The organism is Massilia sp. Se16.2.3 (assembly GCF_014171595.1).
Classification (GTDB): domain Bacteria; phylum Pseudomonadota; class Gammaproteobacteria; order Burkholderiales; family Burkholderiaceae_D; genus Telluria.
The window spans coordinates 845498-860150 of sequence record NZ_CP050451.1 but is presented as its reverse complement, the minus strand read 5'-3'; the positions used below and the strand labels follow the sequence as shown (position 1 = coordinate 860150).

The window sequence follows — 14653 nt, the reverse complement described above, 5'->3', positions numbered from 1 at the left end:
AGATGGCCGTGACTGAACGACAATACAGGCCGTACACCGGCTTCCGCCACCACCCGCCACAGGAGCAGAGCGATGAACACCCAGACGATTGCGCCCGCCGCAGCCAAGCGCGAGGACCTCGGCAAGCTGCTGCTGCGCGTGGTCCTGGCGATATTGCTCCTGTTTCACGGCTTCTCCAAGCTCAGCAGCGGCATCGGTTTCGTGACCGGAGCACTGGCGCAGATGGGATTGCCGGCAGCGATCGGCTACCTCGTCTATGTGGGTGAAATCATCGCGCCCTTGCTGATCCTGTTCGGCATCTGGACCCGGCCCGCGGCCCTGATCGTGGCCGGCAACATGGTCGTCGCCGTGCTGCTGGTGCATACGTCCCAGTTCTTCACGATGTCGCCCACGGGTGGCTGGGCGCTCGAACTGCAGGGCATGTATTTCATCGCAGCCATCGCCGTCGCTCTGCTAGGAGCGGGGCGCTACAGCGTCGGCGGACGCGCCGGCAAGTGGAACTGAAGGGACGCCAGCACGCTCCTGGGCGAAGCTCTACACTGCGATCCTCATTCTGAATTGGAGAAGAGCATGTCCAACGGAAAAGCCGCCATCGTCACCGGCGCTTCACGCGGCATCGGCCGCGCCATCGCGCTGCGCCTTGCCCACGATGGTTTCGCAGTGGCCGTCAATTACGCCAGCCGGCGAGAAGATGCCGAGGAAGTGGTCGACATGATTGCCGCCCGGGGCGGACGCGCCGTCGCCATCCAGGCCGACGTCGCCAGCAGCGCGGACGCGGCGCGCCTGTTCGACGAAGCCCAGGCAGCGTTTGGCGAGATCGATGTCGTCATCAACAACGCCGGCGTCATCCAGCCCGGCACGACGCTGCTGGCCGATACCGACGACGCCCTGTACGAGCGCATTTTTTCGATCAACACGCGCGGCACCTTCCACATGCTGCGCCTGGCCGCCACCCGCCTGCGCCATGGCGGACGCATCGTCAACTTTTCCACCAGCGTCATCGGCCTGGCCATGCCGGGCTATGCCGTGTACGCGGGCGCCAAGGCGGCGGTGGAGACCTTTACGAACATCTTTGCCAAGGAAATGCGCGGCAAGGGTATTTCGGTGATGGCGGTGGCACCGGGGCCGACCGCGACCGAACTCTTCCTCGACGGTAAGCCGGCGGAACTGGTCGAACGCCTGGCCAAGGCGGCGCCGCTGGAGCGGCTCGGTACGCCCGAGGATATTGCGAACACCGTGTCCTTCCTGGTCGGACCGGAAGGGGAATGGGTGAATGGGCAGACGCTGCGGGTGAATGGCGGGATCGTGTAGGTTTAGAGCGCCTTCGTGCCAGACTGCTTGCCTTTGGCCGGCGGCGCGATATGCGCGGTCATGTCGACGAAAAAAAACCTGGCAGTTGTGGCCGGAAAGGGTTTGGCGGCCCAGATCGCGGCGGCAACCGCCTCGTCAAAGCCGGGCAGCGCCGTTTGCGTCAGCGTGGTCACGGTCTTGACCTTGCCGTCCTCGTCCAGGGAGACGCCGAGCTTGACCATATAGTTGCCGGGAGGCGCATTCCCCGGCAGCTGGTAAGCAAGGGGTGCCAGGTGCTCGAGCAGCTGGGCGTGCGTCGGCGGTTCGCCGCGCCCCGCTTCCTGATGCGCGGCATCTGCCGCAGGCTCGGCCGGCACCAGTGGCGAATCGAGTTCGTACATGAAGTGCAAAAACTTGAACGCGAAGGCCACCAGCACGATGCGCAGGAACCAGCGTGCCGCTTTCTCGCGTGGACTGAACACACGCGGCTGGTCGGGATCGTGCGCGGCCCAGGTGGCGTCCCAGTGCGCGACGTTGTCGGGATTCGTGACCAGGAACAGCAGCGCCGGAAAACGCGCCTGCATCGAGCGCAGCTCGCGCATGCTCTGCACGATCTCGAGCGTATCGGCCTGTTTTTCACGGCGCAGCAGCATGGTAATTCTCTGCTGCACCGAGCGCATCGTGATTTCCTGCGCGAAGAACACAGTGCGTTCGTCGATCGCCTGGTTCAGCAGATTGCCGTAGTAACCGAACTGCGCCAGCGCGCGGCGCTCGCGGTCCCAGCCGAAGACATTGATCGCCGCCGGGAACAGGGTTTCGTGGCCGGGACGCCAGCCGTTTCCCAGGATGCTGACGATGCGCCATTCGAACTGCAGGCGAGCATCGATGTTGATGAGTTCAGCGTCGGCCAGGCGCGTGCGCAATACCGCCTCCCAGGCGTCGACGTCGGCTAGTTGCTCCCGTGCGGCAAGCGCGTTGACGTCGGCCAGGTAACGCTCCCAGACGGCGTCCAGCGCCCGTTCGGCCTCGCTGAGGGCTTCGGCCGGCTCTTCGACAGGCGCGACCGGATCAGCTGCCGCTTCCTGGGCCACCGTTGCGGTGCCGGCGCTGTCGAGCGCGACGGTCCCGCTGTGTGCAGGAGGCAGCTCGGCATGGACGGCATGCGTCGGCTCGTGCTCGCCAGGCGCTGACTCTTCCTGCCCGCTGTGCTCGTATTGCCGGTACTGCGCCCAGTCCATCGCCGTCTCGTAGGCATCGCGCAGGGCCTGGAAGCCGGCTGCATCCTGCGCCTGGTCGATCCCCTTCAGCCTTTTCGCATAAGCGCGGCGGATGGCGCGTTCGTCGGCCTGTTCGTCCAGTCCGAGCGCAAGCAGGAAGTCGTGCGTCGCTTCCATCTCAATCGTCCGGGAGCAGGAAACTCTGGTGCTCGAAGTAGTCGAGCACCTTGCGGAATTCGACCAGGGCCGGAGCGATCACGTGGCGGTCCTGCGATTCCAGCGCCGTTTCGAAATGCGTGATCTGCTTGCCGAGCTGTTCCCGCGCCACGCCGCGCAGCTGCTGGTACAGGCGCTCGCCACGTGCCAGCAGGGTACGGTTTTCCATACGGTCGCGCGGGTGGATTTTCAGTTCCGACAGCGCCACCAGGCGCTGGGCGATCTCCGCCTCGGTCAACAGGCCGGGATTCCCTTCGATCACGAGCGTGTGCACTTCACCCGTGCGCACCAGCGTCGCCTCCACCTGCAGCAGGCCGTTCACGTCATAGGTCAGGCGCACATCGACGGCGTTCTGGTCGCGCGGGCCGGGCGGCAGCTTGATCTTCAGTTGACCGAGCTTGATGTTGTCGGCCGCCATGCGCGCTTCGCCCTGGTAGATGTTCAGGTCGACCTGGGCCTGGTTGTCCTGCACGGGGTAGTAACGCTTGACGCGGCTGACCGGGATCACGGTATTGCGTTCGATGATCGGGTCGAAATGGCCGTGCGACATGTTCCCGTTGTCGAGGCTGATCGACGTATCGGTGCCGAGCGAATACGGGGCGACATCGGTCATCACGACTTCGTCGAGGGCCGCATCGTTCATCTTCAGGCCGGCCTGCACCGCCGCCCCCAGGGCGACGACTTCGTCCGGATTGATGTCGCCCGACGGGAAGCGCCCGAACATGCGCGCGACCATCCGGCGCACGATCGGCATCCGCGTCGCGCCGCCGGCCAGCACGATGTTGTCGAGCTGGGCGATCGGCAGGCGGGCGTCGCGCAGGGCGCGCTCGACCGGGTGGCGCAGGCGTGCCAGCAAATCGGCGCAGGCTTTCTCGAAGCTTGCTTCGTCGAGCGTCATGCCGTAATCCGCCTTGCCGTCGCCGACGCGGATGGATGCCTGCGGCGCCTCGCTCAGCGCGCGCTTGGCCAGTTCCACCTGGGCGTGCAGGCGCTGCATGAACTGGGGGTCGCCACGCAGCGCTTGCGGCACTTTCGCTTCCTGGAAGAAGCGCTCGACCAGGACGCCGACGAAATCTTCGCCGCCCAGGTAATTGTCGCCGGCCGAGGCGCGCACTTCCATCACGTTTTCGAACAGGTCGAGCACGGACACGTCGAAGGTGCCGCCGCCCAGGTCGAAGACGAGGAATTTCGATTCGCTGTCGCGCAGGTGGATGCCGTAGGCCATTGCCGCCGCGGTGGGTTCGTTGAGCAGGCGTTCGACTTTCAGGCCGGCTAATTGACCGGCGGCGCGGGTCGCTTTTCGCTGCGCGTCGGAGAAGTACGCAGGGACGGTGATGATGGCTTCAAGCACCGGCTGGCCCAGCGCCGCCTCGACGTCTTCCTTCAGCGAGCGCAGGATCAGGGCGGAGAGTTCCTCAGGGCGAAAACTTTTTTTCCCCAGCTGGAGCGTCTTGTCGCTGCCCATCAAACGCTTGAAGTTGGCGGCACTCGCCTTCGGATGCGTCTGCAGGCGTTCGCGCGCGGCCCGTCCGACCAGAATCGAGCCGTCCTCGTCGACGCTGACGCAGGAAGGTGTCAGGAATTCGCCGACGCTGTTCGGAATCAGGCGCGCCGCGCCGTTTTCCCATACCGCGGCCAGGCTGTTGGTGGTGCCCAGGTCAATCCCGACGATCATGCTGCGCTCCGATGCATTCAAAATTGCAAAAAAGCATCATATCGCAGGCACAGACGGGCTTCCAGAAGAAAGTGCTTTTTTTGTAAGCATGCACGGCGGATGCACGCTGAGGGAGCCTCTAGCAGCCGCTGCGGTGCGGCGCTGCAACGCAGCCGGGGTGCTTGTGGCGCGCGCTTACTCCATGGCGATCGCGTAGCGCACATCCTGCCGGTCCTGGCTTTCCTGGCCGGCCACCAGATAGGTATCCCAGCCGAGCCGCCCCAGCGTGCTGCCTTCGCGCATGGTCACCGGGCGCACATCGGCCGCGCGCAGCACCAGTTCCACTTCGATTTCGAGCGTCACACCCACCAGTAGCACCAGCAGGCTGGCCAGGGCGCGCGCTGCCTGCCCGCCGGGCAGGAAGCCGATGAAACCGGCATAGTCGAGTGGCCCGACGACGAGGCGCAGCCGCAGGTCGCGCTGCCAGACGCGCTCGCCGGCAATCGCGCGGCTGCCGAGCACGGCGTTGTCGCTGCCGAGCAGGGTCTGCTGTTCCAGCGGCACCGTGTGTACCGTGCACCGACGAACTGCTCGACCCGGACAAGCTGGCCAAAATATGCCGACAGCACCCGCCCGACCTGCACCGCCGACACCGGCCGCTGGCGCAGCGAGGCGGCAAAGTAGCCGAGCGACTCGTCCAGTACGGCACCTCGTTCGGGCTGCGCCAGGCGCGCGCGCAGGGCGGTATTGCCCAAGCCTCCAAGCGACAGCAGCAGCGGCAGGAAGCGGTCCTGCCCGCCAAGTTCATATTTGAGGTGCAGGCGGTACTTGCGCCAGGCCGCATAAAACAGCGCCAGCGAGCGGTTCGAGAAGGTGTCGAGAAAGGCGCGCGCGCCCTCGTCCTTTTCGTTGAACAGGTGGTCGGCGATCCGTTCCGTATAGTGCGGCGGCAGCACCCCGTGTCCACCCAGCAGGCCCATGAAGGAAGGCGTGATGCGGATCCATTTCATTTCACTAGAGGCCAGCGCCGCGCCAAGCGTACTGGCCTTGAGATCGATGCCCCGTGGCTCGGTCTGGATGGCTTCCAACTGACTTGCCGGAAAGCGCAGCGAGGTCGAGTTCTGGAAGCGCAAAAAATTCGCCACCAGTCCCTGACCGGGCGCGCCATTGCGTTTCAACCAGAGTTCGAGCAGGCGCACCGCCTGGAAATACTCGAAGCGGTAGGGCTCGCGGAACAGGCGCTCGATTACAGCAGGCTCAAATCGCCGCTTTTGGGTGTGCATGTGAATAATTCTTCCCCGCTTTTCGCGGACACGATGACCAGTTGCGTGAAACTGTTGGCATGCACATACAGAGCAAGAAAACGCTCGACGATGTGGGCAAAGCCGTGGATGCCGCTGCCGATGAAGGCTTCCTCGTCGATGCTCAAGCGCACCTGCACGCCGCGCACCAGGCAGGTAAACGGATTGCCTGCCAGCCAGGCGCTGGTGGCTTTCTGTTCGATGGCGACAATGCCGCCGATCTGGCGCTGCGATGCGGGCGAGCGCGGCAGGTCGTACAGGGCCAGCATTTCGCGGAAGGCATCCACGCCGCCGGCGCTGAGCGACAGGTGGTTCAGCGACAGGTGCGAAATCAGCCGCCAGTGCGCGCCGCGGCCGCTGGGAAAGCGGCAGGAAGCCGTGGGTTTGCGCAGGAAGCTGATGCTGCGCACGCTCGATCCCCCTTCCAGGAACAGATCGCCGCCAGCCTGGCCGTAGCTGAGCAGGGCGGGCAGGTCGCGGTTCGAGCAGGTCAGTTCCAGGTTCAGGGTGTCGGTCTCGACGGCGGCGGGGTCGAAGTCGATGTCGACGATGGTGATGTGCGTCTCGAAACCGGGACTGCGCTCGAGCAGGGTCTCGTCGCGCCGCATCGCCCAGTAATGCCCGTGCTGCTCTGCCGTCTGGGCGTGCTGCAGCGAATAGAAGGGGCGGAATTCAACGATGGTTTCGCCTTGCGGCGTCTGCCGCACCAGGTTCACCGAATCGATCGCCTGCACCTCGTAGGCAAAGGCGCGGCGCGCATCGGCCAGCACCGGGTAACTCGCCGTGGCGTGGGTCAGGCGGATCGGCTCGCCGCGCTGGCGGAACAAATTCACCACCGGCGTGCAGCCGAGCAGCACGTTATGGGCCGACAGGGTGCCGAGCAGGCGGGCCGTGTTCGAGTCGCTGCGGATGCTGGACAAGGCCAGGTGCAGCGTGACCGACTTGGTGCTCGCGGGCAGGGCGGCGCAGACGGCGGCCAGGTCGATATCGAAGAAATTGAATTTTTCGGGAAAGCAGAAGTATTCCGTCAACAGGCGATAAGCCGCGTGCGAGCGCGCCGGGAAGTCGATCAGCGCCTCGTCTTCGTCGAAGCCGGCGGGGCACACGGGCACCGCCCCCAGTGGCAGCCAGCGGCCATTGCCGTCCGCTTCCACCCGAGCCGCGCAGGCGCGCATGAACAGGGCGTCGCGCAGCGCCGCGCAGAACGAGGGTTCGCCATCGATGAACAGCCGCAGCGTCGGCAGCGCCAGCTGCGCCAGCGTCTGCGCGCCGGTACAGGCCAGGCTCAGGCTGAGCGAGGCGCTGGCGTTGGCCGGCGCGCGCACCCCAATCGGTGCGCGCAGGATGTCGGCGAACGCGGCGGCGTTCAGCGCCAGCGGCGCCACCGTCACCTCATACACGGTGCGGAAAGTGCAGGCGGCGCCGCGCACCGGGCGGGTGGTGAGCTCGGTGCCGCGGGGGATGGTGCCGGCCGTGCTCTGCTGCCCGGCGCCGGCCGTGTCCATGCGTGCGATCGAGCAAGAGGGAAACGGGCGCAGGTAGTGCGGGTAGAGCACGTCGAACAGTGCTTCGGTGAATTCCGGGTAATCGTCGTCGAGGCGCTTCGCGATGCGCGCGTTGAGCAGGGCGAAGGACTCGATCATGCGCTCGGTATGCGGGTCTTCGCAGACCTCGCCGCCGATCAAGAGACGCCCGGCGATCTTCGGATAGCGCTCGGCGAATTCGCGCAGGGTGCGGCGCAGGTAGCCGAGCTCGCTTTCGTAATAGGGCAGCATCTGTTCCATTTACGCTCCCGCGGGCGCCGCGCGCCCTGCCTTGCTGATGCTGTAGCTGAGTGTGGAAGGCTGCAGCACGGCGTCGAAATTCACCGATTCCTGCGACGCACTGGCCACGAGCAGCGCCGTGATCGAAAAGTTCAGGCGGTTGACGGCCCCGTCGCGCAGTTCCAGGTGCGCCTTCACCTTGCGCAGGCGTGGCTCGTGACAGGCGATCGCCTTTTCGATGCACTGGCAGATCGCCGCGCGGTCCGACGGACTCGACAGCGACAAATCGGCGAAGTCACGCAAGCCGTAACCCACCACCGAACGCACGCATTCCGGAAAACCCTTCAACAGGTGTTCCGGTATCACCGAGCGGGTATTGAGCAGCGCCTCGAGGTCGCGCGCCACCGCATCCTTCATGTCTTCCAAGGCATTGCGCGACAGCGCGCCGCCGCCGCGCTGCGGCACCCCGAGCAGGCGGTCGAACAATCCTGGCGTGAAGCCTGTCATGGCACTCTCCTTCATCTCATTGGCACGGGCATCGGACTAGTGTGTCCGTGCAACGCGCCACCGGCCTTGAAGAAAAATAAGGAAGCGCAAACGCCCGTGATGGCGTTGTGCAATACCGACGTTTGAGCAAGCGCAAATCCTCACCGTTGGGGCGGGTGCTACTGTTTCCGTTGGCAAAGACGCGGCATCGCATGCGGATGCGCACACTATTCAAGGGGTGACGGGACATGACGAGCAAAGTACTCTGGGGCGAAGGCCTGCTGTTGCGGCCGCAGCACTTCCAGCGGCAAGACCAGTACCACGAACATTGCCTGCACAAGGGCATCAAGGCGGTGCACCCGTATGCCTGGGGGGTAGAGCGCCTGCAGGTCGACCGCGAAGCGCTGGCCAACAACGTGCTGGCCATCCACGACCTGGCGCTGCGCTTCCAGGATGGCGAACTCATTGACGCACCGCACGCGGACGCCCTGCCCGACAACGTCGACCTGAATGCCCTGCAGCAGTCGCAGCAAACCGTCACCTATTACGCCGCGCTGCCCGGCCTGAAACCGTTTACCGGCAACTTCGTTCCCAGCGGCCAGGCGGCGAACACCGCGCGCTTCGTCCAGGCCAACCAGGAGACGGCCGACCTGTACACCCAGGCGGCGCCGGTGCAGCTGGCCTACCTGAAAAAAGCGATGCGCCTGGTCTCGGAATACGAGCCGCGCGACGCCTTTGTCCACTTCCCGCTGCTGCGCCTGCGCCGCGCCGCCACCGGCGGCTTCGAGCTCGACCCGGGCTTCGTCGCGCCCAGCCTGTCGATCGGCGCCGCCCCGCCGCTGTTCCAGCAGCTGCGGCGCCTGCTCGACGCCCTGCAGGCGAAAGTGGCCGCGCTGTACGGCCACCACCGCGAGCCCAGCCGCAACGTGATCGAATTCCGCTCGGGCGACATGTCCTCGTTCTGGCTGCTGCACACCGCGAGCAGCGCCTATGCCACGCTGAGCCACCATTTCCACCATCCGAGCCTGCATCCGGAACGCCTCTACGAGCAGTTGCTGGACGTGGCCGGCGGCCTGATGACCTTCTCGAAAAGCTGGACCCTGGCCGACCTGCCGCCTTATCAACACAGCGATCCGGGCCCGGCCTTTGCCAAGCTGCACACGATCATCCGCGAGCTGCTCGACACCGTGATCTCGTCCAAGTACTTCGCCATCGCCCTCAGTGAGGTACGCCCCTCGTACCACATTGGCGCGCTCGACTCGGGCAAGATCGACGACAAGACCACCTTCTATATTGCCGTCGGCGCCGACCTGCCGGCGGTGCAGCTGGTCGACCTGGTGCCCCTGCGCTTCAAGGTCGGCGCGCCCGACGACGTCGAGAAATTCGTCCTCTCGGCGCTGCCCGGGGTGCGCCTGCAATACACCCCGCAGCCGCCCGCCGCCCTGGCCGTGCGCCCCGACACCTGCTACTTCATGCTCGAAGCAAAGGGGCAAATGTACGAGCGCATGCTCAAGGCGCAGTCGATCTCGATCTACGTGCCCGCAGGGCTCAAGGAACTGAAACTGGAACTGATGGCGGTGGCCGGCTGAAGCCACCGGCAGCGTACGTCCCGCAAGCCCGGGCGGTCATTCCCCCGTTTCGACTGGAGGCAGCATGGCAGGACCCTTGATCGTACTCGGCGACAAAACCTCGCACGGCGGCGCCGTCATCGAAGCGTCACCCCACAGCGACAGCGGCGGCAAGCCGATTGCGCGCATGGGCGACAAGACGGTCTGCCCGAAACACGGACCGAACCCGATCATCAGCGGCGACAGCACCCTGATCATCGACGGCAAACCGGCCGCCCGCCACGGCGACAAGACCGCCTGCGGCGCCTCCTGATCGCCGGCCAGCAGGCCACGATCGACAACCTTTAATCCACACCGATGACTTCAACTACCCTTTCGGCGGCGGGCTCGCCCCGCCTGGCTCAAGCGCGCCCTCGTCGGTACTTGCCTGTTCACCGCCTGCTGGGGCGGCGCCATCTGGTACTGGCGCGGCGCCGAGCACGCACCGACGGCGTCGACCTGGCGCTGATGCTGCTGGTCTTGCCACTGGGCCTGTGTTTCGGCGTCTGGACCGGCAGCCGCCTGCTGACCGCGCGCGCTCCCGCCAAGGGTGCCGCAACGCCGGCACCGGCCGCGCGCGCTGCCGCCGCGACGCCGGGCGGCGCTCCGCTGCGATCCGGGCACGGCACTGCGCAGTCCGCACGGTGCCTCGGCCGAGGAGCTCGCCGCCGCCATTGCCGACGGCAAGGCGCGGCCCGATCTCGATCCGGAACTGGTCGACGACGACGGTTTTCCCGTCATGAGCGCACGCAGCAATGACGCCGTCGACGAAGCGCTGCAGGAAGAAATCGGCGAATGGTTGACGGAGCAGGGCATGGCGCAGCTGCGCTGGAGCGAGGCGCAATGGCGCGCCCTGACCCGGGCACGGCCGTCACGCGCGACCTCGCAAGCCAGGCTGTAACGGACCTGATGCCACTTGAAGGCGATCCGCCAGCGCTGCGGTTGCTGCCGCTGCTGCCGTCGGGCTGGACCGTCGAGCAGCGCAGCGCGGCCAGTCTCTGGCTGAAACACGTGGTGGTGCAATTCGGCTGGCCGGCCAAGCGTGTCACCTGGATCGATGTCGACCCGACGCATGCGGCACCGGCGGCCGTGCTGGGGCAGCTGGCGCAGGATGCCGCGGCGCCGGATGTGAAACTGGCTGCGCTGGTCGTCGCTTTCGCCTCGCATATCGACCAGGACACGGTGGACGACTGGGCGGCGCGTGGCCTGCTGTTCGCCGCGGCGCGCCCGCAAGGCCTGGTGCCAGGCGAGGGCGCCGCCGGCTTGTTGCTGGCCGATGTTCGGCTGGCACACACGAGAGAGGGTACCGCTGGCGTAGTGCTGGAGCCAGGCGTCGATGCACGCCGTGACGCGTCGGCGGACCAGACCAAACGGATTGACAGCAAAGTTCTCGCGGACCTGGCAGAACGCGCGTGCAAGCAGGCGAATATCGAAGTAGGGCAATTGGCGATGGTCATCGCCGACACCGATGAACGCGCAAACCGCGTGCTCGAGCTGAAAGGGTTCGTTTCCGCCGCCATGTCCCAACTCGACGATGCGAGCGATGTCGCATGTATTGGTGCAGGCAGCGGCAGTTGCGGCGCTGTGCCCTATGTCGCTGCGCTGGCGCTGGCGCGGGAACAGGCAATCGTGCGGGGCGGGCCGGTGCTCTGCGTCAGCAACGATGATCCCTATGTTCGCTGCGTTGCGCTCGTCCGGCCGGCAGTGCTGGCTTCGTAAGACCTTATCCCTGCAGTGCACTTGCGCCCACGTTTCCCAATAATTTTCCGGTTCTCCAATCATGCATTCTTCCAGACTTAGCGCGCTCGTCGTTTTGGCCGGCCTGCACCTGTCGGCTTCGTGTTCCGACACCGCGTCTCTCGCCAGCACATCATCGTCGGATCCCAATGTCGAGGTCCGTGTCCAGGCCTTGCTCAAGAAAGTGAAGCAGTCGATGCGGCCGCTGAAAGGGGGCAGTTTCGAGATGGGGGACTGGGGCAATGAAGACGGCGTTCCTTACGATTTCGATGCCTATTCCCGGCCGCTCCACAAAGTGACACTGGATGGCTTTTCGATGATGGCTTATAAGGTCACGTTCGAGGACTTCGACGTGTTCACGGATGCAGTGGGCAAGGCGCGGATCGACATGCGTGAACGCGACCTCAAGGATCGCGCACCGAAGCGCCCGGCCGGCGTGAGCTGGTATGGGGCGAAGGCCTATTGTGCTTGGCTGGCAGAGCGATCCGGCCTTCCGTTCGATTTGCCAACGGAGGCGCAGTGGGAATATGCGGCGCGGTCAGGCGGGAGGAAGGTGTTGTTCGCTACCGATAGCGGCAAGATCGAGAGGGGAAAGAATTTTCCGAAAAAATGGATATACGGGGAAAAAAAGCCGCCAGTTTCTGATGTCGGTACGTATCCTCCGAACCCAGCTGGATTGTTTGGAATGTCTGAAGATACATCCGAGTGGGTAAACGATTGGTTCAGCGAGGATTACTATAAGACCTCGTCAGTAAAAAATCCAAGCGGCCCCATCACGGGAACCAAAAAAGTAATGCGTGGTAGCGTTGGCGGAACTGCAGAAATTGCCGCCATGGTTTTTATGCGAATAGGGAGCGATCCTCAGCCGATGATATCAACTTTTCCTAATGGGGTTACCTTTGAAGAAGTGATGATTCCTTTTCCAGAGTATTCTGGTTTCAATGTCGAGAATTTTCGGTGCGCACGCAATGAAACCACAATGAAGCGTTAAGTCACTCGATAACCCGGATGATGTAGCGGAAATTGCGCCAGCTGAAATTCAGGCTCATCATTGCGAAGAAATGCCCGTCCTACAAGCGGTGTAGAATGATCCAGTTGCGCGGTGCAGCGCTCGATACAATAGGCAAACTTCGTATCCTCAACAATAGATTTAATCAGATTAATTCCTTGACTGCGCTCGGACTTGTGCATTGCAACGTTGATACGTTCGAGCGTATTGTTTAAATGCCCTTTCGACTGTGTCGTCGAAAGTAATTCGTTTATTGAGAAAGCAGCCAGCTGTTTTAGATCGTGATTATTCCTAAATTGAGGTTGTTCTAAAGCCTCAGCAATACTGTTTATTACAGCACCTCGTGATTCAGGGGGCATGTAAGAGAACCAACCCCATCCCGATCTCAATTGCTCCTCAACTTTTCGCAAAAAAAGCTCTCCGTTTTGTTTTACATTTAAGATGACATCCTCATATTTTTCGTTAATTTTCGTTACACCCATACCAATGAAACTATCAATTTTCTTGTCAGCGACAACGTGCATATATAAAATTTGATTGAATGTACTGAATGCTACAGTCGTCATCAAATCTACCAATTTCCGATAATCCGCCTGTTTCAACTGATGTGCGATACACATAAAAAATTGTCCAATTTGCGCCGCGCCGACCTCACAGCCAACGCTCGCTGAGCCGCCCAAACCGAGACACGCTCCTGCCTTTGCCGCAATCACAAATCGCCCTCCCCGATAATCGCATTCGAAGCCGAGCGTTGCCGCCAGACCTTGAATAGCACTCACACTGGTGCTTACCTTGGCCACATCCGCGTACGCCGCGATCGCCTTGTTCGGGTCTGGCTTTTTAGGGCCGTTTGGACCGATCAAGCCTTCCGGATTGAGCCACTGCAGCGCCCCCGCTAAGTTGATCGATTCCTTAAGGCCAGCGAAAATATCCGCCTTGCCTTTGGCTCCAACGTTGGCGCTGGCGCGCATACGTTTGACGAAACCATTGCCACTGCCTTCACCGTTGCTGTTGCTGTTGCCGTTGCCGTTGCCGTTGCCGTTGCCGTTGCCGTTGCCGTTGCCGTTGCCGTTGCCGTTGCCGTTGCCGTTGCCGTTGCCGTTGCCGTTGCCGTTGCCGTTGCCGTTGCCGTTGCCGTTGCCGTTGCCGTTGCGGGGCGTACCGCGTATCCCTTGTAACTGTCCGGTGATCATCAATGCCGCGCCGGCTTCCAGGGCAATGCTGGCACCAGCGAGAGCAGACAGCGTCAGGTCGCCCCGCATCCGGAAGTAGCCGAAATCCAGTGCATGTCCAGTAAGCTCACCATCCAAATGCCACCCGGCCGCGTGAGGAAGATAAAGCGTCGCTTCGACTTTCGCTTCACCAACGGCAAAGGACGCCTCGGCATTGGCCTTGACGCTGAACTGGGCGGACCTGGCACCCCGAAGCAAACGTTTTTTCCAGTCCGTATCGCGTGCATCATTCAAGTTACCTTGGAACCCCATGAAGGTCGCCTCGGCACCCGCTCCCGCCGCCCAGCGCAGGAATTGCGCTTCCGCTTTGGTGTCGATCATTCGGTGGGGATCGTTCGGGTCGCTATCGGGTTTGCCGTGAAAAGGACGGAACATCCCCTCCAGGACTTCCTTCTGGCTTCGCTCGAGCCAGGCGGTAGCGTCCGCACCCATCACCTTCGCCCAATCGGTCAGGATCCCGCTGAATTGATCGGCATCCTTCGGCGCCAATTTCCACTTCTTGCTGTATTTCGCCTTGTCCTGCACCTGGTTCTGGATCCGGTTGCGGATTTCCGTTGTATTCAGCGTCGTGCCATTGAAAAGCTTTTGCTTTGGCGGCTTGGCTCGTTCCGCAGAGCCATCCACGACATACACGCGGCCGTCAGCCAGCGCTCCCCGCAATCTATTGACGTTGACATAAATCGGCGTATGCGTCCTTCCTTCCAGGCGTTTCATCGTCATGGGCACGAGCTCGACCAGTTTGCTCGGGTCGACTTTTTGACTGTCCAGGGCCTCCACGCGCTGCTTGGCTGCATCGCTCTTTTGCGACAGGGTGTTCAGTGCCGCATCGAGCTCTTTGCGCGCTCCCGCAATGTCGGCTCTGGCCGCATTCGGTTGTTCGAGTAATTCCCGCAACGCCAGCGATTTGGCCGTGACCTCGCGGTTGGCTTCCTGCAGCTCCTCGATGGCGGTCTTGTTCTGATGCCCATCGGCGCGGCATGCCAGCCACTCGTCCGGATACAGCGCAATAAACGAATTGTCGCCGGGGCGATAGACCAGGACGCCGTCTGTCAACGAATGCGCAACCTCGACATAAGTCTCTCTCGGCGTGGTCGTCGGTGCGGATTTAACGGCAGTGAATGCTTCGCTCATCTGGTTTTCT

The 14653-nt window shown here is 63.2% G+C and carries 12 protein-coding genes and 1 pseudogene; 7 read left to right on the top strand and 6 right to left on the bottom strand.

The window, feature by feature from the left end; all coding sequences use genetic code 11:
• The first annotated feature begins 72 nt into the window (after positions 1-72).
• Together G4G31_RS04055 and G4G31_RS04050 are read left to right on the top strand one after the other, a co-directional pair.
• The gene (locus tag G4G31_RS04055; protein WP_182990402.1) at positions 73-504 is read left to right on the top strand and encodes a DoxX family protein; all 432 of its coding nucleotides are present in this window, start codon (positions 73-75) and stop codon (positions 502-504) included.
• A 66-nt stretch (positions 505-570) separates the two neighbouring features.
• A complete protein-coding gene (locus G4G31_RS04050) occupies positions 571-1311 on the top strand; it encodes an SDR family oxidoreductase (protein WP_182990401.1) in 741 nt (246 codons plus the stop codon).
• A gap of 2 nt (positions 1312-1313) precedes the next feature.
• Here the strand turns inward: G4G31_RS04050 and G4G31_RS04045 are convergent, their stop codons facing one another.
• From G4G31_RS04045 to tssE, 5 genes and pseudogenes are all read right to left on the bottom strand, one after another.
• Positions 1314-2684: a TonB C-terminal domain-containing protein gene (locus G4G31_RS04045; RefSeq protein ID WP_182990400.1), complete on the bottom strand. Its 1371-nt coding sequence runs from the start codon at positions 2682-2684 to the stop codon at positions 1314-1316.
• A 1-nt stretch (position 2685) separates the two neighbouring features.
• A complete protein-coding gene (locus tag G4G31_RS04040; protein ID WP_182990399.1) occupies positions 2686-4398 on the bottom strand; it encodes an Hsp70 family protein in 1713 nt (570 codons plus the stop codon).
• 174 nt (positions 4399-4572) lie between these two features.
• A pseudogene (gene tssG, locus G4G31_RS28835) lies at positions 4573-5660 on the bottom strand (type VI secretion system baseplate subunit TssG).
• The gene (tssF, locus tag G4G31_RS04030) at positions 5624-7462 is read right to left on the bottom strand and encodes a type VI secretion system baseplate subunit TssF (protein WP_182990398.1); all 1839 of its coding nucleotides are present in this window, start codon (positions 7460-7462) and stop codon (positions 5624-5626) included. The pseudogene tssG and the gene tssF overlap by 37 nt, the downstream one beginning before the upstream one ends.
• Positions 7463-7948, bottom strand: a complete 486-nt coding sequence (gene tssE, locus G4G31_RS04025; RefSeq protein ID WP_182990397.1) for a type VI secretion system baseplate subunit TssE — start codon at positions 7946-7948, stop codon at positions 7463-7465.
• A 227-nt stretch (positions 7949-8175) separates the two neighbouring features.
• On the opposite strand from tssE, the gene tssK reads away from it, so the two are divergent.
• The 5 genes from tssK to G4G31_RS04000 all read left to right on the top strand — a co-directional run bounded on the left by tssK (position 8176) and on the right by G4G31_RS04000 (position 12262).
• Positions 8176-9516 (top strand): type VI secretion system baseplate subunit TssK, encoded by a 1341-nt coding sequence (gene tssK / locus G4G31_RS04020; protein ID WP_182990396.1) that lies wholly within the window; start codon positions 8176-8178, stop codon positions 9514-9516.
• A 64-nt stretch (positions 9517-9580) separates the two neighbouring features.
• Positions 9581-9808 carry a PAAR domain-containing protein gene (locus G4G31_RS04015; RefSeq protein WP_182990395.1) on the top strand — a complete coding sequence of 76 codons (228 nt, stop codon included), beginning with the start codon at positions 9581-9583 and terminating at the stop codon, positions 9806-9808.
• Positions 9809-10084: 276 nt separating this feature from the next.
• Positions 10085-10435: a hypothetical protein gene (locus tag G4G31_RS04010; RefSeq protein WP_182990394.1), complete on the top strand. Its 351-nt coding sequence runs from the start codon at positions 10085-10087 to the stop codon at positions 10433-10435.
• A 41-nt stretch (positions 10436-10476) separates the two neighbouring features.
• On the top strand, positions 10477-11253 hold the full coding sequence (locus G4G31_RS04005; RefSeq protein ID WP_182990393.1) for a hypothetical protein: 777 nt from the start codon (positions 10477-10479) through the stop codon (positions 11251-11253).
• Between the two features lie 61 nt (positions 11254-11314).
• Positions 11315-12262 (top strand): SUMF1/EgtB/PvdO family nonheme iron enzyme, encoded by a 948-nt coding sequence (locus tag G4G31_RS04000; protein ID WP_182990392.1) that lies wholly within the window; start codon positions 11315-11317, stop codon positions 12260-12262.
• Here the strand turns inward: G4G31_RS04000 and G4G31_RS03995 are convergent.
• On the bottom strand, positions 12259-14643 hold the full coding sequence (locus tag G4G31_RS03995; protein ID WP_182990391.1) for a hypothetical protein: 2385 nt from the start codon (positions 14641-14643) through the stop codon (positions 12259-12261). The genes G4G31_RS04000 and G4G31_RS03995 overlap by 4 nt on opposite strands.
• Between the last annotated feature and the right edge of the window lie 10 nt (positions 14644-14653).